The sequence below is a fragment of the Acinetobacter venetianus RAG-1 = CIP 110063 genome, from assembly GCF_000368585.1.
In the GTDB taxonomy this organism is placed as follows: Bacteria; Pseudomonadota; Gammaproteobacteria; order Pseudomonadales; family Moraxellaceae; genus Acinetobacter; species Acinetobacter venetianus.
Map to the genome: position 1 here is coordinate 141,029 of NZ_KB849560.1, position 25,160 is coordinate 166,188.

Sequence of the window (25,160 nt, forward strand, 5' to 3'; positions counted from 1 at the left end):
ATTTTCACAAGGAACATCGACATGAATATTTTCTGGTTTATCCCCACTCATGGTGACAGTCGTTATTTAGGCACCAGTAAGGGTGCTCGTCAGGTCGATCATGCTTATATGAAACAGATTGCCGTTGCCGTGGATAATCTCGGTTATACAGGGGTATTGATTCCGACTGGCCGTTCTTGTGAAGATCCATGGATCACTGCAGCAAGTCTGATTGATGCGACTAAGCAACTTAAGTTTTTGGTAGCACTACGCCCGGGTATTACCACCCCTGCACTTGCGGCACGTATGGCAGCCACTTTTGACCGCCTCTCCAATGGGCGTATTTTGCTGAATCTGGTGACTGGCGGTGACGAACAAGAACTGAAAGGTGATGGTCTATATGAAGATCATAGTACCCGTTATCAGACCGCATCCGAATATGTGAAAATCTGGCGTGAAATCCTGACTCGCTCACATACGGGTGAATCATTTACATTCCACGGCGAACGCCTCAGTGTCGATGACGCCAAACTGCTCTATCCACCTGTACAACAGCCATACCCCCCCCTCTGGTTTGGTGGTTCTTCAGAAGCTGCAACAGAGTTGGCAGCTGAACAAGTTGATACCTATCTGACTTGGGGTGAACCTCCTGCTGCAGTAAAGGAGAAAATTGAATATCTACGTGCTAAAGCAGCTGCCAAAGGTCGCACACTTACTTATGGCATCCGTTTGCATGTGATTGTACGCGAAACCAATGAACAAGCATGGGCCGCCGCCGATGAACTAATTCAATATCTGGATGATGCCACAATTGCGGCGGCACAGAAAAAATTTGCACAGATGGACTCAGTCGGTCAGCAACGTATGGCTGCACTACACGGCGGACGTAAAGATCAATTGGAAGTATCTCCGAATTTATGGGCAGGCATTGGCTTAGTTCGTGGTGGTGCTGGGACTGCTTTAGTTGGTGACCCTGAAACAGTTGCCGCTCGTATTCAAGAATATGCGGACTTAGGCATTGATACCTTTATTTTCTCTGGCTATCCACATTTGGAAGAATCAATCCGTTTTGCAGAGTTAGTGTTCCCATTCCTCCCACTTAAAACTCGTGAAAAATTGGCACAACCTCATCTCACAGGTCCATTCGGAGAAATCATTGCCAATAACTATGTGCCCGAAGAGGAAGTGCCAAAAACCTTGGTCAAGGAGGACGCATGAGTGCAAAACCTTTTTTGAATGATGTTTCACGTGGAACACAAAGAATAGGTAAAGGTCTACTGCCGTGGTTATTCCCAATTCTGCTGTTTCTGATTTGGCAAACAGCATCTAGCTCTGGGTTGCTACAAAATCGAATATTACCTGCCCCAACTGCTGTTGTGAGTGCTTTCTGGCATTTGCTAGTCAGTGGCGAACTTTGGCAGCATGTCAAAGTCAGTGCAGGTCGGGCGCTACTCGGTTTATTAATTGGTGGTGGGCTCGGTCTGATACTAGGACTACTCAATGGCTCATCGCGTGTAGCTTCAACCTTGCTGGATACTACCCTGCAAATGATCCGTAACATCCCTGCACTGGCACTGATTCCACTGGTAATTTTATGGTTTGGTATTGATGAAACAGCCAAGTTATTTTTGGTTGCGATCGGCGTATTTTTTCCGATCTATATCAATACCTATCATGGTATTCGCTCTGTCGACCCACAGCTCATCGAAATGGGTAAAAGCTACGGTCTGAATCGTTGGCAGCTTTATCGAGACATTATCTTACCGGGTGCGATGCCCTCGATTTTAGTTGGACTGCGCTTTTCTCTAGGTTTGGTTTGGGTACTCTTAATCGTTGCAGAAACGATTTCAGCACAGTCGGGAATTGGTTATATGACCATGAATGCACGCGAATTTTTACAGACCGATATTGTCTTAGTCGGTATTTTACTCTACGCCCTACTGGGTAAATTAGCAGATGTATTGGCACAAGCGCTAGAACGCTATCTATTGCGTTGGCACGCAGGCTATCAAAAATAAAAGGCACAGAAATATGAGTAACTTAAATTTAAACTTTTACGATAGCAGTCTCATTCAACCAATAACAGAACCAGAAACTTCTACAGTACCCGCCAATGGCGCTGATATTTTGATTGAGCAACTGTATAAATTTTATGGTGATGTCAAAGTTCTTGAGGATTTAGACCTCAACATTCAAGCGGGTGAATTTGTTGCTATTGTTGGACGCAGTGGTTGCGGCAAAAGTACGCTACTGCGTTTGATTGCTCAGTTAGAAAATGTCAGTTATGGAGAAATTAAATTTCAATCTGCTCGCAATTTCCGTGAGGGCATTACGAGCGCTGATATTCGCGTGATGTTCCAAGATCCTCGATTATTACCGTGGAAAAGTGTTCTGCACAATGCTCAACTGGGTTTAGCTAAAGAACAATATGCGCTTGCAGCAACATTATTAGAAAAAGTAGGCTTAAAAGACAAAGCCAATCAATGGCCAGCACAGCTTTCTGGTGGACAGCGCCAACGTGCTGCTCTTGCACGCGCACTTGCACATACACCACGTATTTTATTGCTGGATGAGCCATTAGGCGCATTAGATGCTTTGACGCGTTTAGAAATGCAAAATTTGATCGAATGTCTATGGAAAGAACAAGGTTTTACTGCAATTTTAGTCACACATGATGTCAGTGAAGCAGTGCAATTGGCAGATCGAATCATTTTGCTGGATCAAGGTCATATCGCACGGAATTTCCAAGTAGACCTCCCCCGTCCCCGTAAAAAAAGCATTGCTTTCACTCAGCTTGAACAACAAGTACTTGATGCAGTTTTAGCAACCTAAAACTGCTTTTTATATTTAAAGGCATGCCAAATAATAGAATTTCAGTGTTCTTGCAAGACCAACACAGATTAATTTTTTACAAAATATGTATTCATATATTGAGATTTCAAGAATTATCAATTACGTAGGGAATTTTCATTTCATCGTAAAGTTTTTTTCGACAAAAAAAATGCGTTATTGTGCACAAATCCGACAAATTATCTTACAATGTCAATGACATTTTTTGAATCAAGCTCTCAGATGGAACAGAAAAAAAGTACACAAAAGCGCAATCAATTGCTGAATGCTGCCCTAGATGTTTTTTCCGTCTATGGGTTCAGTGGTGCAAGTTTGGATGAGATTGCACAGCTTGCAAATATGCATAAATCGAATATTTTCTATTATTATGAAAATAAAGAGTCTCTTTACGTTGAAGTTCTTACAACAGTTTTACAGAAGTGGCTTGCTCCTTTGCAAAACCTTGAGTCAGAACTTGAGCCCACTGAAGCATTAACACACTATCTAATTCAAAAATTAGAAAGTTCAAGGGATCAGCCAAAAGCTTCTCGTTTATTTGCATTAGAAATTATTCAGGGTGCTCCGCATATTCTCCCTATTTTAAAAGGTCCTTTGAAAAAGCTATTTAAACGTAAAACCAAAGTGATCCAAACTTGGCAAGAACAAGGCAAAATTGCAGCAGAAATCGATCCTGAATTGCTCATTATTAATATATGGGCGATCACTCAAAATTACGCAGATTTTTCTACACAAATGGAAATGGTCACTGGGAAAACCTTACGCAATCGCAGTATGTTTCAACGCACCATCGAACACACCGTACATATGATGTTGTACGGTGTATTACCACGTTAAATTTTTGCTGTGAAATCACCTTAATTCTAATGGTTGAGATGCAATAAAAAAGCGACTTCGATAGTCGCTTTTTTTTATTCAATACATGAGGATGTTATTAAGTTGATCTAAACAAAATAATGGAACAATGATAAATAGACCTATATCATGTAAAATCAGTTTCCGTGAGCAGAACACAGAAATGATATTTACTAAGATATTGATACTAAATATAAAATATTAAAGGTTTCGTATAAGCTGTGTTATGTTAATTTTAAAAAAACTTACAAATTAGCCAACTAATATCTATACAAAATAGGATGGATTATGTTGAATAAATATCAATCATCTTCAGTTTAAAACAATGATTTCCCTGCGGGAACAACAGCATTCTTTGGTCAGCTTTCAATAGCAACCTGTTTACCTATCTATGAGGCAAAAATTATATAAAGGAAAAATCCGTGATGGATTAGAAAGTCCTTGTTCTATCAGCACAGGCAATAAGGAGTATTGCCGAAACTCTCTCAACCGCTTAGCAAAGTCAAAGCACGAAGTGCGACGCTTTGGGACACGAATTGAGAAGTTGAGTACATTTTTTTAGATATTTTATGTGTTGTATTCGAATATTTTATTCATTTGCTCAGACTATTGAGGTTCTATAGATAACCAAGTTATTGTTTTTTTAGATATTGCAGAGTATTTAATAGCATTAATTACCTTATAGTTATTACTGTCATATTGAATTCTGTTTCTCTGTTTAAAAATAATTGTGATTTTTTATGCTTAGAATAAAAAAGAAATTCATGATCTATAGTAAGCTATGTTATAGCTAATCATTTTACAAATGAAGTTTAACAATGAAAAAAAACATCCTGGCAATATTTATACCCGTTTTAATGACAGCCTGTGAGGAAAATAATTCTACTAATGGCAATGAAAATCAAATTAAAAGAGAAAACTCTGTAAACTCGCTTTTACAAATAAGTGATGAAAATTCACAATTGAAATCACTCAAAAGAAAAATAACGAGCATAGATGATACTCAACCAGTATATCTTTATTCTCAAAATTTTGATTTTGAACAGGAAAGTTACAAGAAAAGTTATGAGCTGATTTATCAGTTTAAAGTTGAAAGTAATTACTCTCTTAGTATTTCTTTTGAAGAATCAAAAAATCAACCTTCAAAAATGCAATTATGGATAGATAATAATAATCCCGACTTGGCTTTAGTATTTTCTTGTGGTGATCAACAAGTGCCTATTTGTGATAATATTTCTATGAAAATAGATCATAAAACAGGCAGTAGTAAAATTATTTTTAACCAATCTAAAATTTATGATTACGATAAAAAATATTTAACATTATCAGGTTCAATTTCAGGTCACCTCCAGCAGAATCCGACAGTTGTTAATATACCAACATCAGGTTCATACAATATGATATATAGAATTTCCGATAATAATCAAGATATACCGATGACACAACCTAACTTTAGGTTCTATTCTTTTACTAATCATAATATTAATCGTTTTATAACATCAAAGTCTATTTTTGAAAATTTTCTATATATTAAAACTATCAATAGCATTGTGAATGAAGTTTGGTACGCTATCCCAATAGGTCTAGGTCTTCCTTTATCTATATGGGAGCGTAAAAGTAATACTAATATTGGAAATATTTCATTTAATCCAATCAATTTAACAGTAAATTTTAACCAATTTAAAATGTCTAATGATGGTTATCCAGACATTTATCTTGAAGGCACTGTTGGACCTTAAACGGCTTTGTTGCACAAACCTATCACAAAGCCAATTGGTTTGACCAAAGGGAGAAACCATAGCACCGTATGAAAATCGCTAAATACAGGCTTACAAGAGAATACAGCGGAGCTTTCAAGATGGTTTCACCACTTTTTTGCAATCGCTTCCTGAATGATCTCTGCCTTTAATCGTTCCCAAAAAAGCCCAAGATGAACACCTTTTAAAAATGTGCCTGATACAACGCCAATAATTTTTGTGCGCCAAGCAACAAGTTCTCTTCCCAATCCAAATGAGCAGTATCATTTGCACCATCAGTAATGTATTTGACTGAGATCAATCGTACACCGAGCTTTTTACACACTTTAGCCAAGGCATAGGCTTCCATGTCCACAAGATTACAACTGACCTTTGGTACTCCTGTTTCAAACGAATCACCCGTACCACAAATTCCCTTTGGTAAGGATTCAAAGTGGGGTTGTGCATGAATCTCTGCTGGAAAATGCTCATCCATCGGTGTCACCCCAACAGCAAAACCTAAAGGTGAAACATCCATATCACGTTGCACAAAAGTCGTAACCTCGACCAAGCTATGCGCATCAAAGTGCGAACTGCCTGCACTACCTAAATTGATCAGCGTTTTACAGCCTGTTTTTTGAATCACGTCAAAGGCTTTGAATGCTGCATTAATTTTGCCGATTCCACTGTAATGAACGTCAATGCCTGATTGCTCAAATAAACCTTTCGACTCATTTGGCAACGCCATAATCAGGGCAATATCAGCATTCATAAAAAAACTCGTTCAAATCAAAATAGAGACACAAAAAAGGTGTGCTTCGGCACACCTCGATATTATTGCATCTTCTGCTGTAAGGCGACCAAACAAGGAGAGAAAAATAATTGACCGCTATACGCCCCCGCTATGGTTTTCTTCACCACCAACGCCCACAAGCCAACTAACAATACACTTAATATCACCGCCACATACTGTAAGAAGTCGATATGTAACTGATGTGCTAAGTTAAAGATCGCTAAAACAAACACGCCGAATGGGAACGTTAAACCCCACCAACCGAGATTAAATGGAATACCTGTGCGTGTATGACGTAAAGTTGTAAGAATTGCAATTCCAAACCACCACAAACCAAAACCAAATAATACTAAACTTGCCACAATACCCAGGGCTGGAAGTAATACTGCTAATCCATCAAAACCCATCACTTGCATAATTCGTGGCGCTTGCTCACCAAGCAATAATAAAGCTAATGCTCCCGTTCCAATCGGTCCTAAACATAACCAACTAGAAATCGCGACTTCTTTCTCTGGCAATTGGTGCAAAGCCAAACGCAACATTAAAATGGTTAAGATCGCAAAAGCAGGTAGTACTGAAATCCCCCACAACACATAGCCTGTTATCAAGATCATTAACGCATGTTGGTTAGCTGCTAAATGTTGCAATAAAAGACCAGCAGAACTGGCTGCAACTTCACACGCTACGATCGGGAGTAACCATACTGCCGTCATACGATGTAGCTGATGATCTTGGCAGCTAAACATACAAAACGGCACAATCCATGCGATCATCACTGCGAGCAAAACATCGAGATACCAAAGGTATTCAGCAATATATATTGCAATATCCCCGTAGAGATGAATACCAAAACTGAGGAAACCATTGGCAATAGTGGCTAAACCCATGGGAATAGCGCCTAAAAACAAGCTCATATTGGCATGATTAAAAATCTGTTTTGCTTCATTTGGAAATAAAATCCAACGTAAAGCATAAAGCATGCTAAAAGTGCTAAATAACAAAATATTAAACTGCCATAATTTAGTTGCAAGCATAAACAAAACAGATGAAGCAAAAGGCAGCTGTGCTAAAATCATTGCGACAACGCCTGTTCCCATGGTTGCAGTAAACCAGTTTGGGGTAAAATGGCGAATCACATCCCTGCTCTGTTCTAGCTGATAAAATGGCTTTTTCATCTCTATCTCGATATAAAGCGACGATAGCGTTATATTAAAAGAGATTTTAAATAAGAAAAATTGATTTATTTTTATTTAATGAATAAATTAAATTGATATAAAAGTTTTAAATATTGAAATTTTTCTGTGTAAAAACACAACAACAAGACGAAACGCCGAGATTATGGCAATATATAGCCTTTGCAAAATTCACTGTATTTAACGCCCATGAAGTTGCTTCGTCTCAACGCATTATCGCCAGATTTTCAGTTACCTCCGACTGCGGTAACGATTGGCAATTTTGATGGTGTCCATCTCGGTCATCAGGCGATGATTGCTCAATTGCAAATGTTAGCCAAAGCACAAGGCTTAAAAACATTAGTCATGATTTTCGAGCCGCAACCACTTGAATTTTTTAAAGGTTATGACGCACCTCCGCGCATTAGCTCATTACGTGAAAAAGTCGAATATTTAACTGAACTGGGTGTCGATTACATCGCAGTCGCAAAATTTGATCAATATTTTAGAAGTCTCAGTGCAACACAATTTGCTGACTTGCTCAAATTAAAGCTTAATGCACGAAGTCTAGTGCTGGGCGATGATTTTCATTTTGGTAAAGATCGTCAGGGCAATAGCGAATTTTTACGTGATTATGGTTTTGATGTCACAAATTTAAATACCGTTGCCTTAAAAGGTGAACGCGTCAGTTCTACTCGTATTCGCCAAGTACTACAAGAAGGCGATCTTGCTTTAGCCGCACAACTACTAGGTCGTCCTTATAGCATTACAGGTCGAGTTCAATACGGGGATCAGATTGGTCGTACTCTTGATTTTCCAACCATTAACGTGCGTCTAAATCGCCATAAACCCTGTTTAAATGGCATCTATGCAGTGGATGTGGTCTGTGAAAACGCGTCATTGAGTGAAAAAATTAAACATTCAGATCCTGCGCTCAACGGTATTGCAGGCTATCAAAATGATAGTTTATTTGGTGCAGGTCATGTGGGGACACGTCCTGCCATCCAACAAGCACAGCCAGAATGGCGATTAGAAGTACATTTCCCTGATGTTTCTGCTAATCTGTATGGCTTATTGATGCGGGTGACTTTTCTTCACTATTTACATGGTGAATTGAATTACCCTTCGCTTGAAGCACTCAAAGTCGGAATTGATGATGATGTACAAAAATTACGTGATTATCGTAATCGTACTTCAGAATTTCCTTTTTAAATTTAATTTTCATTTGTAATACATGTCAGTTTACAAACTGATCAAACTGGAAGAAAACTTGCATGAGCGATAAGCAAACTCCTGAAAATGCAGTGGATTATAAAGCCACACTCAATTTACCTCATACTGAATTTGCGATGAAAGCAAACTTAGCTGTGCGTGAAGCTAAATGGTTAGAAGAGTGGTATGCCGACAACATTTATCAGCAGATTCGTGAATCGCGTATTGGCAAGAAAAAATATGTACTTCATGACGGCCCTCCATATGCCAATGGTCAAATCCATTTAGGTCATGCAGTCAATAAAGTTTTAAAAGACATCATCATTAAAAGCCGCGTTTTAGATGGTTTCGATGCACCCTATGTACCGGGTTGGGACTGTCACGGTCTACCAATCGAACTGAAAGTCGAAGAAAAAGTCGGCAAAGTCGGTGTTAAAGTTGATGCTTCAACTTTCCGTAAAGCATGTCGTGAATATGCCTATTCACAAGTTGAGCTACAAAAGAAAGACTTCGTGCGTATGGGGGTATTTGGTGACTGGGACAATCCTTATCTCACCATGAACTTCAAACAAGAAGCGGACATCGTACGATCACTAGGTGCAATTGCCAAAGCTGGTCATATTGAACCGGGTCTAAAACCAGTCAACTGGTGTATGGACTGTGGCTCTGCACTCGCAGAGGCGGAAGTTGAATACGAAGATAAAAAATCGGATGCAATTGATGTTGGCTTCAGCGTTGTTGATCTCAAAGATTTAAGCACACGTTTGGCTGTTGATGTGCAAGATGCAACTGATATCGTGATTTGGACCACTACACCGTGGACTTTGCCTGCTAACCAAGCTGTAGCACTACACGCTGAAATCGACTATCAATTGGTTCAAGTGACCACTGAACGCGGCACGCAAAACTTTATTCTAGCTAAAGATTTGGTTGAATCTGCGATCGAACGCTACAAACTAGAAAATCCAGTGGTATTGGCTGATTTTAAAGGCGCGGCAATCGAAAATCTGTTATTGCAACACCCACTGTTAACAGATCGTCAAGTACCTGTGATTTTAGGTGAGCATGTCATCGCAACAAGTGGCACAGGTGCTGTTCATACCGCACCCGGCCATGGTGTAGACGACTATAAAGTCGGTTTACAGTACAATCTAAAAGTAGATAATCCAGTGGGCGGCAATGGTGTCTATTTGCCAACAGCTCCGATCTTTGCTGGCGAGCACATCTATAAAGCAAATCCTCAAATCATTGAGGCATTGGGCGCAGTGGGTCGTTTATGGGCACATCAACCAATTAAACACAGCTATCCGCACTGCTGGCGTCATAAAACACCAATTATCTTCCGTGCAACACCGCAGTGGTTTATCAGTATGGATGCAAATGGTCTACGCCAAAATGCCTTGAAGGCGATTAAAAATGATATCGAATTTGTGCCTGATTGGGGACAAAGCCGTATTCAGTCGATGATCGAAGGTCGTCCTGACTGGTGTATCTCACGTCAACGTACTTGGGGCGTGCCAATCCCATTCTTTGTACACAAAGATACCAATGCATTGCACCCACGCACGCCTGAGTTGATCGAAGAAGTGGCTAAACTAATCGAACAAGAAGGTATCGATGGTTGGTATAACCGTGAAGCGAGTGAGTTCATCGGTGCTGATGCAGAACAATATAATGCGGTACGCGATACCCTAGACGTTTGGTTTGACTCTGGAACAACACACTACGCTGTGCTGCGTGAACGTGATGATCTTCAAGATCCAGCAGACTTATATCTTGAAGGTTCAGACCAACACCGTGGCTGGTTCCAATCTTCATTGCTGACTTCAATTGCAATCAATGAACGTGCACCATATAAAGGCCTACTCACCCATGGTTTCGTGGTTGATGAGAAAGGCCGTAAGATGTCTAAATCATTGGGCAACATCATTACCCCACAAGACATTATTAAAGATATGGGTGCGGATGGTTTACGCTTCTGGATTGCTTCAGCTGACTACCGCTATGAAATGACGGCAGGTAAAGAAATCTTTAGCCGCGCCTCTGATGGTTATCGTCGTATTCGTAATACTTTACGTTTCTTATTGGCAAACTTAAATGGTTTCAAACCATCTACAGATGCACTGCCAGTAGATCAGTTAATTGCATTGGATCAATACATCTTACAACGCGCTGCTGAGGTTCAAAAAACCATTCAGCAAGCTTATGAAGAGATGAATTTCCATATTGTGACCAATGCACTGACTAACTTCTGTATCAATGACTTGGGTGGTTTCTACCTCGACATCATCAAAGATCGTCAATACACCACCAAAGCAGATTCTCAAGCACGTCATTCTGCTCAAACCGCGCTCTATCATATTGTTCAAGCCTTTGTTCGCTGGATATCACCAATCCTAAGCTTTACTGCACAAGAGGCTTGGCCGTTGATTCCTGAACAAACAGGAAAATATGTATTTACCGCTGAATGGTATGATATCCCAACTGCATCAACTGCAAACCTGCTTTCAGAAGCAGATTGGCAAACATTGATTAGCGTAAAATCAGCAGTAAATAAACAGATTGAAGCCGCACGTAACGCTAAACTCATCGGCAGTAACTTATCTGCCAAAGTCGAACTTTGGGCAGATGAAGCATTACAGACATTATTAAATCAATTGGCCGATGAATTACGTTTTGTCTTGATCACATCTCAAGTCATCGTTCACCCTTATGCTGAACAAGGTGAAAGCACAGATCTTGCTGGTCTGCGCGTTCAAGTTTCAGCAGCAGATGGTGAGAAATGTGTACGTTGCTGGCATGTATTGCCTGATGTAAATACGCATGTTGGTCATGCAGGTTTATGCGCTCGTTGTATCATCAACGTCACTGGTGGTGGCGAAGTGAGAAAGTATGCCTAATTCACAAGCAAAAAAAGGCTTGTTTCAGTTTTATCCGCACAATTTACTTTGGCTCGGGCTTTCAGTCCTTGCCATTGTGTTGGATCAATGGACGAAATGGATTGCTAGTACACATTTAAATTACGCCGATCCGATCCCAGTTTTACCATTTTTAAACTGGACTTTACTGCATAACTATGGAGCTGCTTTCAGCTTTTTATCAGATGCGGGTGGTTGGCAGCGTTATTTCTTTACCTCTTTAGCGGGTATCGTATCGATCATTTTTGTGTTTTGGTTAATGCGTATGCCGAAGAAAATGGTGATTTTACCGATGGCGATTGCCTTGATTCTGGGCGGTGCGATTGGTAATTTGATTGACCGCGTCAGTCTGGGTTATGTGGTCGATTTTATCCATGTCTATTACCAGAACAGCCATTTCCCAGCATTTAACCTTGCAGATAGTGCCATTACTTTGGGAACGATCTTGCTGCTGATCGATACTTTCTTCTTAGAGAAGAAACGCAACCAAAATACGGATGCATAACATGAACGAAATTATCCAACCAAACGAAGAAATCCGTATTCAAGATGGCTCAAAAGTTGACTTACATTTTTCTGTATCCATTGAAAATGGTGTTGAAATCGACAACACGCGTGGACGCGAAGAACCTGTAAATCTTGTGATTGGTGATGGTAACTTACTGCCAGGATTTGAAAAGGCATTATTTGGTTTACGTGCAGGCGATCGTCGTACTGTACATTTACCGCCAGAAGATGCATTCGGTCCTTGGAATCCTGAAAATATTCAAACCTTCGATACCGTCAAATTTGAACAACGTCCAATTGTCGGTCACATGATTGAATTTGAAGATAAAGCCAAAGCAACCTTGTTTGGAATCGTAAAATCGGTCAATGATGACATTACAGAAATCGATTTTAACCACCCATTGGCAGGCAAAAATATTACCTTTGAAGTGGAAATCTTCAAAGTTACCCCTGCAGGCCAGCAAGGCATCAAATTGATGTAACAAAAAAGCTCTCAAATGAGAGCTTTTTTTTACGCTGAAGAAAAGTATAAGATCATTTAAAAGCATTCATTTTTTAAGATCAAAGCAATAACACAGGAATTTAAGTATGCTGATTTATATTATTGTTGGTAGTGTTCGGGAAGGTCGCACAGCGATTAAAGTCGCCAATTGGGTGCAGCAAGCAACCACTGAACTCGCATTAAAAGATATTCAAACAGAAATCGTCGATCTTAAGGAATGGGACTTACCCCTATTTGCAGGTTCTCATCCACCAGCAACAGGCATCTATGACCAACCCAAACAACAGCAATGGGCAGATAAAATTGCACAGGCACAGGCGTTTATCTTCATTAGCCCTGAATATAACCATGGCTATAGTCCAGCACTCAAGAATGCCTTGGATTATGTCGGTAAAGAATGGCAAGGTAAACCTGCAGCCTTTATCGGCTATGGTTCAACCAATGGCTCACGTTCAATCAGTCAAATTCGCCAAGTAACTTCAAGCTTAGGTCTAGTTGATCCAAATGCTGTGATTGAAATTCGCGATATCTTTAAACGTAATAAAGACGAGAACTTTGAAGCTAATGAGTTTGAAGTAAAAGGATTAGCAGCGTTGATCAGAAAACTACAGAAATATAATCTCGCTTAATTATGCGCCTAAGCGTACATTGATCAGTGGGATTGACGTCTATCCCACTGCCGACTTGATCGCTAATATATGAGAAGTATAAAGAGACAGGAAGTCTCATTGAAAGCACATTGGATGTGATGTCGTTGATAGGATATCGGCGACAATAAAAAAAATATAAAGCAGCCCCGTCAGGATGATGTGGCTGCTTTTTGTCTATTATTTTAAAGGTGATTTAAAAACATTTAGGATACGCAACCACATCTTGATCTCCTGCCATTACTGCAAGCTGTAATACGGTAATTCTTTTTAAGAATCTGCATAAACTACGATGACCTAATCATCATTCTCAGTGGTTGTTTACAGCGTTATAACCTTCATGATCAGTTAATAGGAACTTCTTTACATTATCGCATGATATCTTATTGCTTATTCATCATTACAACTTAGCCACATGCCAATTGTATTCTTATCAATGACACATAAAAAATAATCCTGAGTATGATTCGTCACAGGTCTCCATCCATTATCTATAAAATTACTATAATACCTAGGATTAGCAAACTCCTTAAGAAACGCATCAAGAATATGTTGTAATTCAAATTTTTCTAATTTTTTATCAGAACCATAGCAAATAGCTTCATTTGCCATTTGCATAAAAAGTTCATTAAACCCCTTAATACATACCTCATGCAATCCCATTTTTGGTAAGGTTATATTTTCAGTGTGACTTAACCAAGGATAAAAATCATATTCTCTTACCTCATGAATAACTAATCCAATAGCTTGATAATCAACTTTATTAGAAATATTAGGGGTATATACATATCCCAAATAACAATCTTCCCATATCTCTCTATATTGCTCAAAAATTTCTTTAATTACTTTTCTTCCTTCTTGTAAAATTATTCATTCTTCACGTAAAAAACACCCCCTCTGCGCTAGCGGAGGGGGTGTTTAGTATTTAAAAGCTGGCGATGACTTACTCTCACATGGCAAGTGCCACACTACCATCAGCGCTAAGAGGTTTCACTTCTGAGTTCGGGAAGGGATCAGGTGGTTCACTCTTGCTATTGTCGCCAGCAAACTGTTTTGGCTTTCGGTGGTCTTACGTTTTGCCACTTAGTACCGAAAGAGTTATTAACGGATTAGTTAAATTGGTCTGTATTGTAACTAGTTTCTTCACTAAATCAAGTTATGTATTGAATTTATCTTGAATACAACAACTGTTTGGGTGTTGTATAGTCAAGCCTCACGAGCAATTAGTATTGGTCAGCTTCATACGTCACCGTACTTCCACACCCAACCTATCAACGTCCTAGTCTCGAACGGCTCTTTAGAGGAATAAATTCCTAGGGAAATCTTATCTTGAGGTAGGCTTCCCGCTTAGATGCTTTCAGCGGTTATCCCTTCCGAACATAGCTACCCGGCGATGCGACTGGCGTCACAACCGGTACACCAGAGGTTCGTCCACTCTGGTCCTCTCGTACTAGGAGCAGATCCTCTCAAATTTCCAGCGCCCACGGTAGATAGGGACCGAACTGTCTCACGACGTTCTAAACCCAGCTCGCGTACCTCTTTAAATGGCGAACAGCCATACCCTTGGGACCTGCTTCAGCCCCAGGATGAGATGAGCCGACATCGAGGTGCCAAACACCGCCGTCGATATGAACTCTTGGGCGGTATCAGCCTGTTATCCCCAGAGTACCTTTTATCCGTTGAGCGATGGCCCTTCCATACAGAACCACCGGATCACTAAGACCTACTTTCGTACCTGCTCGACTTGTGGGTCTCGCAGTTAAGCGCGCTTTTGCCTTTATACTCTACGCGTGATTTCCGACCACGCTGAGCGCACCTTCGTACTCCTCCGTTACTCTTTAGGAGGAGACCGCCCCAGTCAAACTACCCACCAGACATGGTCCTCGCCCCGGATTACGGGGCAGAGTTAGAACCTCAACATTACCAGGGTGGTATTTCAAGGACGGCTCCATTGGAACTAGCGTTCCAACTTCAAAGCCTCCCACCTATCCTACACAAGTAAGGTCAAAGTTCAATGTCAAGCTGCAGTAAAGGTTCACGGGGTCTTTCCGTCTAGCCGCGGGTACACTGCATCTTCACAGCGATTTCGATTTCACTGAGCCTCTGCTGGAGACAGCGCCGCCATCATTATGCCATTCGTGCAGGTCGGAACTTACCCGACAAGGAATTTCGCTACCTTAGGACCGTTATAGTTACGGCCGCCGTTTACTGGGGCTTCGATCAAGAGCTTCGCTTACGCTAACCCCATCAATTAACCTTCCAGCACCGGGCAGGCATCACACCCTATACGTCCACTTTCGTGTTTGCAGAGTGCTATGTTTTTAATAAACAGTTGCAGCGGCCTGGTTTCTGCGGCTGCCAACCGCTCAGGGAGCAAGTCCCATCACCGTCAGCAGCGTACCTTCTCCCGAAGTTACGGTACCATTTTGCCTAGTTCCTTCAGCAGAGTTCTCTCAAGCGCTTTGGTCTACTCGACCTGACCACCTGTGTCGGTTTCGGGTACGATTCCTGTGTAACTGAAGCTTAGAGACTTTTCCTGGAAGCATGGTATCAGCCACTTCACTGTACAAGTACAGCTTGCTATCGACTCTCAGCATAGAGCACCCCGGATTTGCCTAAGATGCATGCCTACTGTCTTCCACCTGGACAACCAACGCCAGGCTGACTTAACCTTCTCCGTCCTCTCATCGCATTACACAGAAGTATTGGAATATTAACCAATTTCCCATCGACTACGCCTCTCGGCCTCGCCTTAGGGGTCGACTCACCCAGCCCCGATTAACGTTGGACTGGAACCCTTGGTCTTTCAGCGAACGGGTTTTTCACCCGTTTTGTCGTTACTCACGTCAGCATTCGCACTTCTGATACCTCCAGCATACTTCTCAATACACCTTCATCGGCTTACAGAACGCTCCCCTACCACGTATACTAAGTATACATCCGCAGCTTCGGCACATAGTTTTAGCCCCGTTACATCTTCCGCGCAGGCCGACTCGACTAGTGAGCTATTACGCTTTCTTTAAAGGGTGGCTGCTTCTAAGCCAACCTCCTAGCTGTCTATGCCTTCCCACATCGTTTCCCACTTAACTATGATTTTGGGGCCTTAGCTGGCGGTCTGGATTGTTTTCCTCTTGACTACGGACGTTAGCACCCGCAGTCTGTCTCCCGGATAGTACTCATTGGTATTCGGAGTTTGCATCGGTTTGGTAAGTCGGGATGACCCCCTAGCCGAAACAGTGCTCTACCCCCAATGGTATTCGTCCGAGGCGCTACCTAAATAGCTTTCGGGGAGAACCAGCTATCACCAGGCTTGATTAGCCTTTCACCCCTATCCACAAGTCATCCCCTGGCTTTTCAACGACAGTGGGTTCGGTCCTCCAGTTAGTGTTACCCAACCTTCAACCTGCTCATGGATAGATCGCCTGGTTTCGGGTCTACACCCAGCAACTAAACGCCCTATTAAGACTCGATTTCTCTACGGCTCCCCTATTCGGTTAACCTTGCTACTGAATGTAAGTCGCTGACCCATTATACAAAAGGTACGCAGTCACACCACGAAGGTGCTCCCACTGCTTGTATGCATGCGGTTTCAGGATCTATTTCACTCCCCTCACAGGGGTTCTTTTCGCCTTTCCCTCACGGTACTGGTTCACTATCGGTCAGTCAGGAGTATTTAGCCTTGGAGGATGGTCCCCCCATATTCAGACAAGGTTTCACGTGCCTCGCCCTACTCGTCATCATTGTGTGTGCCCTTTCGTGTACGGGAATATCACCCTCTACGTTCGCACTTCCCAGAGCGTTCCACTAGAACACACACAACTTAATGGGCTGCTCCCCGTTCGCTCGCCGCTACTAAGGGAATCTCAATTGATTTCTTTTCCTAAGGGTACTGAGATGTTTCACTTCCCCTCGTTCGCTTCAATAACCTATGTATTCAGTTATTGATACCCGCCTTATAGCGGGTGGGTTCCCCCATTCAGAAATCTCCGGATCAAAGGATATTTGCCGCCTCCCCGGAGCTTTTCGCAGGCTATCACGTCTTTCATCGCCTCTGACTGCCAAGGCATCCACCACATGCACTTAATTACTTGACTATACAACCCCAAACAGTCGTTAACACATACAAGTGAGTGTTACCGTTGCAAACTTAATTGCTACTATTCGTTGTCTGTGAACTTAATCACCATACAGCTTCAATCTAAATTCATATACCAAAACGCTTGATTCAGTGTTTTTGCTAGTTCTCAATTTCATTCTTTCGAATGAATTGAGTGAACAATTTATTTCAGACTCAATTCTACTAATCTGTTAATGATTAACTACCACCTCGTCGGTGCGTAGTAAACTGTGATAAATCACAGAAGTTAATAAGCTTTCAACTTACTAAGTTCTGTAATCTTTAGCCCGTACTCCGTAAAGTACGTGGTGGAGACTAGGAGAGTCGAACTCCTGACCTCCTGCGTGCAAAGCAGGCGCTCTACCAACTAAGCTAAGTCCCCAGCTTACAATCATAATGAACGACATATCTTCTCATCTAGCAGCTTGTGATTATTTATCACTTCGTCAGTAGTGGTGGGTCTGACAAGACTTGAACTTGTGACCCCACGCTTATCAAGCGTGTGCTCTAACCAACTGAGCTACAGACCCTCAGATACATCTTCGAAGAACAACTTGTTGTGGATTCTTACCAGTCACCAATCTTTCGTTAAGGAGGTGATCCAGCCGCAGGTTCCCCTACGGCTACCTTGTTACGACTTCACCCCAGTCATCGGCCACACCGTGGTAAGCGTCCTCCTTGCGGTTAGACTACCTACTTCTGGTGCAACAAACTCCCATGGTGTGACGGGCGGTGTGTACAAGGCCCGGGAACGTATTCACCGCGGCATTCTGATCCGCGATTACTAGCGATTCCGACTTCATGGAGTCGAGTTGCAGACTCCAATCCGGACTACGATCGGCTTTTTGAGATTAGCATCCTATCGCTAGGTAGCAACCCTTTGTACCGACCATTGTAGCACGTGTGTAGCCCTGGCCGTAAGGGCCATGATGACTTGACGTCGTCCCCGCCTTCCTCCAGTTTGTCACTGGCAGTATCCTTAAAGTTCCCATCCGAAATGCTGGCAAGTAAGGAAAAGGGTTGCGCTCGTTGCGGGACTTAACCCAACATCTCACGACACGAGCTGACGACAGCCATGCAGCACCTGTATCTAGATTCCCGAAGGCACCAATCCATCTCTGGAAAGTTTCTAGTATGTCAAGGCCAGGTAAGGTTCTTCGCGTTGCATCGAATTAAACCACATGCTCCACCGCTTGTGCGGGCCCCCGTCAATTCATTTGAGTTTTAGTCTTGCGACCGTACTCCCCAGGCGGTCTACTTATCGCGTTAGCTGCGCCACTAAAGCCTCAAAGGCCCCAACGGCTAGTAGACATCGTTTACGGCATGGACTACCAGGGTATCTAATCCTGTTTGCTCCCCATGCTTTCGTACCTCAGCGTCAGTATTAGGCCAGATGGCTGCCTTCGCCATCGGTATTCCTCCAGATCTCTACGCATTTCACCGCTACACCTGGAATTCTACCATCCTCTCCCATACTCTAGCCATCCAGTATCGAATGCAATTCCCAAGTTAAGCTCGGGGATTTCACATTTGACTTAAATGGCCGCCTACGCACGCTTTACGCCCAGTAAATCCGATTAACGCTCGCACCCTCTGTATTACCGCGGCTGCTGGCACAGAGTTAGCCGGTGCTTATTCTGCGAGTAACGTCCACTATCCAGTAGTATTAATACTAGTAGCCTCCTCCTCGCTTAAAGTGCTTTACAACCATAAGGCCTTCTTCACACACGCGGCATGGCTGGATCAGGGTTCCCCCCATTGTCCAATATTCCCCACTGCTGCCTCCCGTAGGAGTCTGGGCCGTGTCTCAGTCCCAGTGTGGCGGATCATCCTCTCAGACCCGCTACAGATCGTCGCCTTGGTAGGCCTTTACCCCACCAACTAGCTAATCCGACTTAGGCTCATCTATTAGCGCAAGGCCCGAAGGTCCCCTGCTTTCTCCCGTAGGACGTATGCGGTATTAGCATTCCTTTCGGAATGTTGTCCCCCACTAATAGGCAGATTCCTAAGCATTACTCACCCGTCCGCCGCTAGGTCCAGTAGCAAGCTACCTTTCCCCGCTCGACTTGCATGTGTTAAGCCTGCCGCCAGCGTTCAATCTGAGCCATGATCAAACTCTTCAGTTAAAATCATTTTGCACCTTAGTTAAGACAAGGTGCTAATTCTGGCTCATCAATTACTGACAAAAAATTTGCTCAAATAAACTTCGAGAAATTTCTACCAATTATCAATGATAATATATATCGATTGATCAACTAGTAAAAATCCACACAAGTTGTTCTTCTATTCTCTTAATGATCTCTTTATCGCCTCGTCAGCGATAAATAAAACGCAATAAATATTTAACAACTTAACCGTAAAGCTAAGTTATTTTTGCTTCATTGCGTCGGGATGTGTGCATTATAGGAGATTTTTTTTGGTGCGCAAGCTTTTTTAACTCTTTGTTTTATCAAGTGTTCTTTTTTTACACACAAATAGCTTTAAAAACACCAAAATAAAGCAGCAAATAATTGAAATAAAAGCAGAAATATATTTTTAATATTTCTGCTTTTATATTTTATTTCTTATTCTTTATCTGTACGCTGATAATTTTAATTGGTTGTTTAGGTACATCTTGATGCATTCCATAGTTTCCTGTTGGTGCATTAACGATTTTATCAACGATCTCCATCCCTTTCGTTACCTTACCAAATACAGCATAGCCAGCATCCATATTCGAACGATTTAGAAAGTTGTTATCAGCCACATTAATGAAAAATTGGCTTGTAGCAGAATTTGGGTTACTGGTACGCGCCATTGCCAAAGTACCACGATTATTTTTCAGTCCATTATTTGCTTCATTGACGATTGGAGCTTTTGTTGCCTTCTCAATCATATTGGCATCTAAACCGCCACCTTGAACCATAAATCCAGGAATAACTCGATGGAAGATTGTTCCTGAATAAAAATTGCTTTTTACATAGTTCTCAAAATTCTTTGCAGATACTGGGGCTTTATCATCAAATAATTCGATTTCAATATTACCCATGCTGGTTTTCATATCCACCATCGTATTTGCAAATAAATGACTACTCGCCAAAATTAGAGCTGTTGTAATGAACAGTTTTTTCATGATTGCTTTTCTCTGTACAGAAATAGATTTGTTGTAGCGAGTCATCTTAGTTTTATCAATCTATTTTTGCTATTTCTATTTGTTATCTTCTAAAAACACAAAACCGATGTTTCACGTGAAACATCGGTTTGAAAGTATTAGTGATGCTTATCCCAAAACTTTCTGAAGTTCTTAGCTATCTCGATCGTATTTCGTTTAGCCTTGCTCGAAATTGGAGTTAAATTAATAAAACCGTGAGTTTGTTCAGGGTAATCGATGTATTGCACTTTAACACCGCTTTGTCTGAGCTTATGGCTATATATTTCACCTTCATCATGCAGTAAGTCATGTCCAGCAGTAATCACATATGCTGGCGCAAGCTTTTTAAGACTGCCATAAGTTGGAGAAATAAGTGCGTCATCCAAAGTAACATTGTGCTGCGTTGCATAATAATCCGTAACGTAGTCTACATCTTTACTTGTTAACACCAGCCCTTCTCCATATGCATAAAATGAAGGATGTCGACTTTTGAAATCGACAACTGGATAAATAAGTAATTGTGCTTGCGGTGCGTATGACTTACCTGCGGCGTGCTGTGCAACAACAGTACTGATGTTTCCACCTGCACTATCGCCAGCAACAGCAATACGGTTTTTATAAATTTTCAACTGACGGCGGTTTTGATAAACCCATGCTAATGCATCTTCACATGATTTGATTAGGAGTTGCGGCGACACTTCTGGCGCAAGTGGATAGTCAATACTTAAGACTTGTACTTTTGCATATTTGGCAATAAGTCGACAGACTTCATCATGAGTATCTAAACCACCTACCACAAAACCTCCTCCATGATAAAACACAATCATTGGAAGTTTTTTATTTGGTGCAGGATGATAATGTCTTGCGAAAACAGTTCCACTTTGTAGTGGTAAGCGGATATCCTCAACTGAATCAATCGATGTTGATTTATTTAAAATCGCCAACATTTGCGCATCAAATTGTCGGCGTGATTCGATTGGATCATCTCCAATAAAGCCAATGCGTCCTTGTTTAATCTGAACAGCCATAAGGCATTTGGTAAATGCATCCAAATCTGGATATTGATACGGATAGCCTAAAAGTTTAGCGAGGGATTCTTGTACGATCTTGGGCAGCTTATCAAGTGCTCGTGCAGCAGGACCTTGTCCTTTATCTAAAATTGTTTGAATTTTTTGAGGTAATGCTGTCACTGTCGTCCCCTTCTCTCACTCTGTCCATAATTCTTGTTCTCGTTGACTATATGCTTTTATAAAGTCATAGATCAAGAATAAGATTTCAAAATATGTCGTACGCTAAAGGGCTATTCTTTAAAAGTCATTAACCATTGTGCTTATTCGATTTCGTTTTTTCTGCCAATTAACAACAGATTTTAATGCTTTGTTTAGAAATTATAAAACCAGAACTGAATGACTCAACTCTGGTTTTATAGCACTTAAAAAGTGTCATTTTTATGAATAAAGTCGCTATGCATGATGTATAGCAGTACATCTATAAATTGATTTTTGGCATCTAACATTCAATCTATTGCAAGCCGACTTAGCATAAAAAATTATTGGCCTGCTGCATCAGCACCAGCTGAGCCAGATACTGAACCTGAAATATCTGCTGAAGCACCGCCTGGTTGAACATCTACAGACGTACCAGCTTGTACACCAACACCACCTTGTACGCCTGTTGGGCCTGCACTAGTTTGAGCTGAACCAGAAGCATCTAAACCACCTTGAGTCGAACAACCCACAGCTGTGAATGCAACACCAGTTACAACCATAGAGATCAATGCTAACTTTTTCATTGTGTATTTCCTTTCATTATGACAAATAGCAAAGTTATCTTTGCGTTGCCTATCATTCACAATTTTTTCTGCTGGCGTGATGCGGATTAGTAGCGGTTTGTTATTTATACAGCGTGCTTTTGCAACTTTTATTTAATCAATTAAAAGCAGATTTCACATATTTTCCTGATCATAAAAATTGGCTAAGCACTTATCTATTCATAACTTTTGTTGATATAAACTGAATTTATTAAAGAAAAATTCGAACATCTTCATTTTTTATAATTTATATAAACCTCGTAGAACATACCCAAAAGCTTACAATTACAAAGAATAGGTTAATAGTTACTTTAATCTAAATAAAAGCCGCAATCAGAAGATTACGGCTTTATGATTAATTTAGGCTTAAGGCCACTGCATCTCACCTTTAACAACTTTAGCACCTAACTCAAGACTACTTGTTTCAGTCAGCGTCGGATATTTCTGTTGCATGGTTTTAATCAACACTTCTGAGTTTTTGCTAGATTTAACGGCTTGTTCGTATTGCTTTAAATAATCAATTGAAAAGTTCACCGCATTTAAACCTTCAGCAGCACCAGCCTTCATATGTGCAGGAACAACAGTTTGCGGTTTAAGTGCTTTGATCGATTCCAATGTTTTGATCACTTCAGCACGATCTTTCGTAGTTGGGGTATCTGCTGTCCAAAGGTGAATACCTGAAGATACTGAAATGCCGCCAACCACTGCTTTTACACTTGGAATCCATAAATAAGTCAGTTCTTTTTGACCCTTGATTTCGATGGTTTCATTCTCAAGTTTCAATGTTTTGGCTGTGTATGCTTGTGGAACAATAATTTTGCTTGGAGCATTGGCACCCATTTTTGGACCCCAGTAATCCACTTTAAGCGCTTGCGTATCCTGAATATGTTTAACCGTTTCAGGCGTAGCAATGATTTGTACATTCGGGAAATATTGTTTAAATACATCTAAACCAAAATAGAAATCTGGATCACCATAACTCACAAAAATTGTTTTCAGCGTTTTTCCACTGTCCAGAATATCCGCTGCAATACGAAGCGCTTCTGATTTTGAAAATTGAGCATTGACCAACAGGACTTCTTTATCCCCTTCAATCAAGGTAGAAGTGACACCAAAATGCTCAGGCTTCGCTAAAAAGTTTTGAAGGGTTAAGTCTTGGGCAAATGTCGTTGATGCTGCTGTTAATGTTGCAATCGTTGCGAATGCAATTGCATAAGGATTCGTTTTCATATGTTGTCTCCGATCTGATAGGAAACACTTTAAATTGCAATTATTGCTGAATAAACCCACTAAATTAAGATAAAATGTTGCATATCTTGCAACAATCAAAATAAATATGGATACCTTAAAAGCCATTCAAGTCTTTGTCTGTATTGCACAACAAGGCAATCTCAGCAAAGCTGCAGAACATTTAGACTACTCTAAAGCAATGGTGTCGCGTTATTTGGAACACCTTGAACAAACATTTTCCACTCGACTGTTTCAACGTAATACTCGCAAAGTTTCACTGACACCTGCAGGTGAAAAAGCACTGGTCTATTGTGAAAATATTTTACAACAACAACAACTCTTGGAAAGTTTAGCAGCGCCAGAACAACATAGCGGTACTATTCGTTTTACATGTGGCTTGTTCTTATTTCAATTGGGTGTCAATGAATGCATCAAGCAATTTAAAAAACGTTATCCGCACATTCATTTTGATGTGTATTTAACTGAAAATACCGTTGATCTAATGGATGCCCAAGTTGATCTCGCACTTAGGATTACGCAAAAAGTTGCTGATGGACTAATAGCCCGCCCTGTCTGTCAAATTGAATCTGTGTTCTGCGCACATCCACATTATTTAAAAGATCACCCTCCTCTCTCTCATCCCAGCCAATTGATTCAGCATGAATGTATTGCTCATCATACCCACAATCAATATTGGACGCTTTTTGATACAGATCAGCAACCACAGAACTATCCGTTAAATGTTACGTTTAAGAGCAATGATGTGATCGCGCTCTATCAGATGTGTCTCAAAGCGCAAGGTGTTTCCATGCTACCGACTTTGTTAGTACGTCAAGATTTTGCCGAGCAGCGCTTAGAACGAGTGTTTGCAGATTTTTCTGCGCCCGATCTCACCTTGTCTTTGGTGTATGCATCAAGACAACATTTACCAAAAATAACCCAAGAATTTATTGCTTTCGTCATCGAAAACTTAAGTTTTTACTTAAATAAGCAAAATTAAAAGATTTAAATCGACCTGAACGCTTGAATTTTGTCGCGTTGCCCATACTTCATCCGTATCTATGAATGACCTATACGTGGCAGTTCGGGTTTGACCCTATGAGCATCAATGCCAAAAGGACTGTACATGTTTGAGAACTTTTTTAAACGGAGATCATCAATGGCTAATGAGCACAATGAGCAAGCTCAAGACATTCAAAATGAGCAACAGACTGAACAAACTCAAGCTGAAGGTGTAGAGCAAGCAAACGAGCTTAGCGTTGAAGATTTACAAGCGCAAATCACTAAACTCGAAGAAAGCCTAAAACTCGAAAAAGCACGTACTGCCAATGCCGTTTACGAAGCACAGAAAAGTGTTGAACGTATTCAACGTGAATCAGAAAAGCATAAAGACACTGTGCTTGAGAAATTTGCGAAAGAGCTATTGGATTCTGTCGACAACCTTGAACGTGCGATTCAAGCAGCTGGTACAGAAGAAACACCTGTATTAGAAGGTGTAAAACTGACTTTAAAATCGTTGCTTACAACGCTAGAAAAATTTGGTGTGGTGGAAGCAGACACAAAAAATGGTTTTAATGCAGACCTTCATCAAGCGGTTGGTATCGATCCAAATGCTAAAGCCAATGAAATTGGTACGGTTTTACAGAAGGGCTATACCTTAAATGGTCGCCTACTCCGCCCTGCAATGGTCATGGTCGGACAATAA

19 protein-coding genes, 2 tRNA genes and 3 rRNA genes are annotated in these 25,160 nt (G+C 41.2%); 12 read left to right on the forward strand and 12 right to left on the reverse strand.

Annotation, left to right across the window (positions count from 1 at the left end):
- The first annotated feature begins 21 nt into the window (after window positions 1-21).
- The 5 genes from ssuD (at window position 22) to F959_RS16055 (ending at window position 5,420) form a co-directional block, all read left to right on the forward strand.
- Window positions 22-1,197, forward strand: coding sequence for an FMNH2-dependent alkanesulfonate monooxygenase (ssuD, locus tag F959_RS16035; RefSeq protein WP_004882165.1), 1,176 nt, complete (start codon window positions 22-24; stop codon window positions 1,195-1,197).
- On the forward strand, window positions 1,194-1,997 hold the full coding sequence (gene ssuC / locus F959_RS16040; protein WP_004882166.1) for an aliphatic sulfonate ABC transporter permease SsuC: 804 nt from the start codon (window positions 1,194-1,196) through the stop codon (window positions 1,995-1,997). The genes ssuD and ssuC overlap by 4 nt, the downstream gene beginning before the upstream one ends.
- A 13-nt stretch (window positions 1,998-2,010) precedes the next feature.
- Window positions 2,011-2,811 carry an ATP-binding cassette domain-containing protein gene (locus F959_RS16045; RefSeq protein WP_004882170.1) on the forward strand — a complete coding sequence of 267 codons (801 nt, stop codon included), beginning with the start codon at window positions 2,011-2,013 and terminating at the stop codon, window positions 2,809-2,811.
- A 240-nt stretch (window positions 2,812-3,051) separates the two neighbouring features.
- Window positions 3,052-3,663 carry a TetR/AcrR family transcriptional regulator gene (locus F959_RS16050; protein ID WP_029424912.1) on the forward strand — a complete coding sequence of 204 codons (612 nt, stop codon included), beginning with the start codon at window positions 3,052-3,054 and terminating at the stop codon, window positions 3,661-3,663.
- Window positions 3,664-4,499: 836 nt separating this feature from the next.
- Window positions 4,500-5,420, forward strand: coding sequence for a hypothetical protein (locus F959_RS16055; protein WP_017196975.1), 921 nt, complete (start codon window positions 4,500-4,502; stop codon window positions 5,418-5,420).
- A 202-nt stretch (window positions 5,421-5,622) separates the two neighbouring features.
- Here the strand turns inward: F959_RS16055 and F959_RS16060 are convergent, their stop codons facing one another.
- Together F959_RS16060 and F959_RS16065 are read right to left on the reverse strand one after the other, a co-directional pair.
- Window positions 5,623-6,189, reverse strand: coding sequence for a 5'-methylthioadenosine/S-adenosylhomocysteine nucleosidase family protein (locus F959_RS16060; RefSeq protein ID WP_004882174.1), 567 nt, complete (start codon window positions 6,187-6,189; stop codon window positions 5,623-5,625).
- A gap of 62 nt (window positions 6,190-6,251) precedes the next feature.
- Window positions 6,252-7,385 (reverse strand): TDT family transporter, encoded by a 1,134-nt coding sequence (locus F959_RS16065; RefSeq protein ID WP_004882175.1) that lies wholly within the window; start codon window positions 7,383-7,385, stop codon window positions 6,252-6,254.
- Between the two features lie 207 nt (window positions 7,386-7,592).
- On the opposite strand from F959_RS16065, the gene ribF reads away from it, so the two are divergent.
- From ribF to F959_RS16090, 5 genes are all read left to right on the forward strand, one after another.
- On the forward strand, window positions 7,593-8,594 hold the full coding sequence (ribF, locus tag F959_RS16070) for a bifunctional riboflavin kinase/FAD synthetase (RefSeq protein WP_004882176.1): 1,002 nt from the start codon (window positions 7,593-7,595) through the stop codon (window positions 8,592-8,594).
- A gap of 62 nt (window positions 8,595-8,656) precedes the next feature.
- Window positions 8,657-11,494, forward strand: a complete 2,838-nt coding sequence (ileS, locus tag F959_RS16075) for an isoleucine--tRNA ligase (RefSeq protein WP_004882177.1) — start codon at window positions 8,657-8,659, stop codon at window positions 11,492-11,494.
- A complete protein-coding gene (gene lspA, locus F959_RS16080) occupies window positions 11,487-12,017 on the forward strand; it encodes a signal peptidase II (RefSeq protein WP_004882178.1) in 531 nt (176 codons plus the stop codon). The genes ileS and lspA overlap by 8 nt, the downstream gene beginning before the upstream one ends.
- Before the next feature lies 1 nt (window position 12,018).
- Window positions 12,019-12,501, forward strand: coding sequence for an FKBP-type peptidyl-prolyl cis-trans isomerase (locus F959_RS16085; RefSeq protein ID WP_004882179.1), 483 nt, complete (start codon window positions 12,019-12,021; stop codon window positions 12,499-12,501).
- A gap of 106 nt (window positions 12,502-12,607) precedes the next feature.
- Window positions 12,608-13,150: an NADPH-dependent FMN reductase gene (locus F959_RS16090; protein WP_004882180.1), complete on the forward strand. Its 543-nt coding sequence runs from the start codon at window positions 12,608-12,610 to the stop codon at window positions 13,148-13,150.
- A 408-nt stretch (window positions 13,151-13,558) separates the two neighbouring features.
- On the opposite strand, the gene F959_RS16095 is transcribed toward F959_RS16090, so the two are convergent.
- From F959_RS16095 to F959_RS16140, 10 genes are all read right to left on the reverse strand, one after another.
- A complete protein-coding gene (locus F959_RS16095; protein ID WP_004882181.1) occupies window positions 13,559-13,963 on the reverse strand; it encodes a hypothetical protein in 405 nt (134 codons plus the stop codon).
- A 135-nt stretch (window positions 13,964-14,098) separates the two neighbouring features.
- A 5S ribosomal RNA gene (gene rrf, locus F959_RS16100) occupies window positions 14,099-14,213 on the reverse strand.
- A gap of 157 nt (window positions 14,214-14,370) precedes the next feature.
- Window positions 14,371-17,262 (reverse strand): 23S ribosomal RNA (locus F959_RS16105).
- A gap of 329 nt (window positions 17,263-17,591) precedes the next feature.
- Window positions 17,592-17,667: transfer RNA gene (locus tag F959_RS16110), tRNA-Ala, on the reverse strand.
- A 71-nt stretch (window positions 17,668-17,738) separates the two neighbouring features.
- Window positions 17,739-17,815 (reverse strand) — tRNA-Ile (locus F959_RS16115).
- Between the two features lie 59 nt (window positions 17,816-17,874).
- Window positions 17,875-19,411, reverse strand: a 16S ribosomal RNA gene (locus tag F959_RS16120).
- The 16S, 23S and 5S rRNA genes sit together here with 2 tRNA genes alongside, the layout of an rRNA operon.
- A gap of 431 nt (window positions 19,412-19,842) precedes the next feature.
- The gene (locus F959_RS16125; RefSeq protein ID WP_004882182.1) at window positions 19,843-20,397 is read right to left on the reverse strand and encodes a peptidylprolyl isomerase; all 555 of its coding nucleotides are present in this window, start codon (window positions 20,395-20,397) and stop codon (window positions 19,843-19,845) included.
- Between the two features lie 137 nt (window positions 20,398-20,534).
- Window positions 20,535-21,605, reverse strand: coding sequence for an alpha/beta hydrolase (locus F959_RS16130; RefSeq protein WP_004882184.1), 1,071 nt, complete (start codon window positions 21,603-21,605; stop codon window positions 20,535-20,537).
- Window positions 21,606-21,964: 359 nt separating this feature from the next.
- On the reverse strand, window positions 21,965-22,207 hold the full coding sequence (locus tag F959_RS16135; protein WP_004882185.1) for a hypothetical protein: 243 nt from the start codon (window positions 22,205-22,207) through the stop codon (window positions 21,965-21,967).
- A 384-nt stretch (window positions 22,208-22,591) separates the two neighbouring features.
- The gene (locus F959_RS16140; protein ID WP_004882186.1) at window positions 22,592-23,455 is read right to left on the reverse strand and encodes an MBL fold metallo-hydrolase; all 864 of its coding nucleotides are present in this window, start codon (window positions 23,453-23,455) and stop codon (window positions 22,592-22,594) included.
- 106 nt (window positions 23,456-23,561) lie between these two features.
- Here F959_RS16140 and F959_RS16145 point away from each other — a divergent pair, with 106 nt between their 5' ends.
- A complete protein-coding gene (locus tag F959_RS16145; RefSeq protein WP_004882187.1) occupies window positions 23,562-24,455 on the forward strand; it encodes a LysR family transcriptional regulator in 894 nt (297 codons plus the stop codon).
- A gap of 159 nt (window positions 24,456-24,614) precedes the next feature.
- Entirely contained in the window at window positions 24,615-25,160 is a 546-nt protein-coding gene (gene grpE / locus F959_RS16150) for a nucleotide exchange factor GrpE (protein ID WP_004882188.1), read from the forward strand.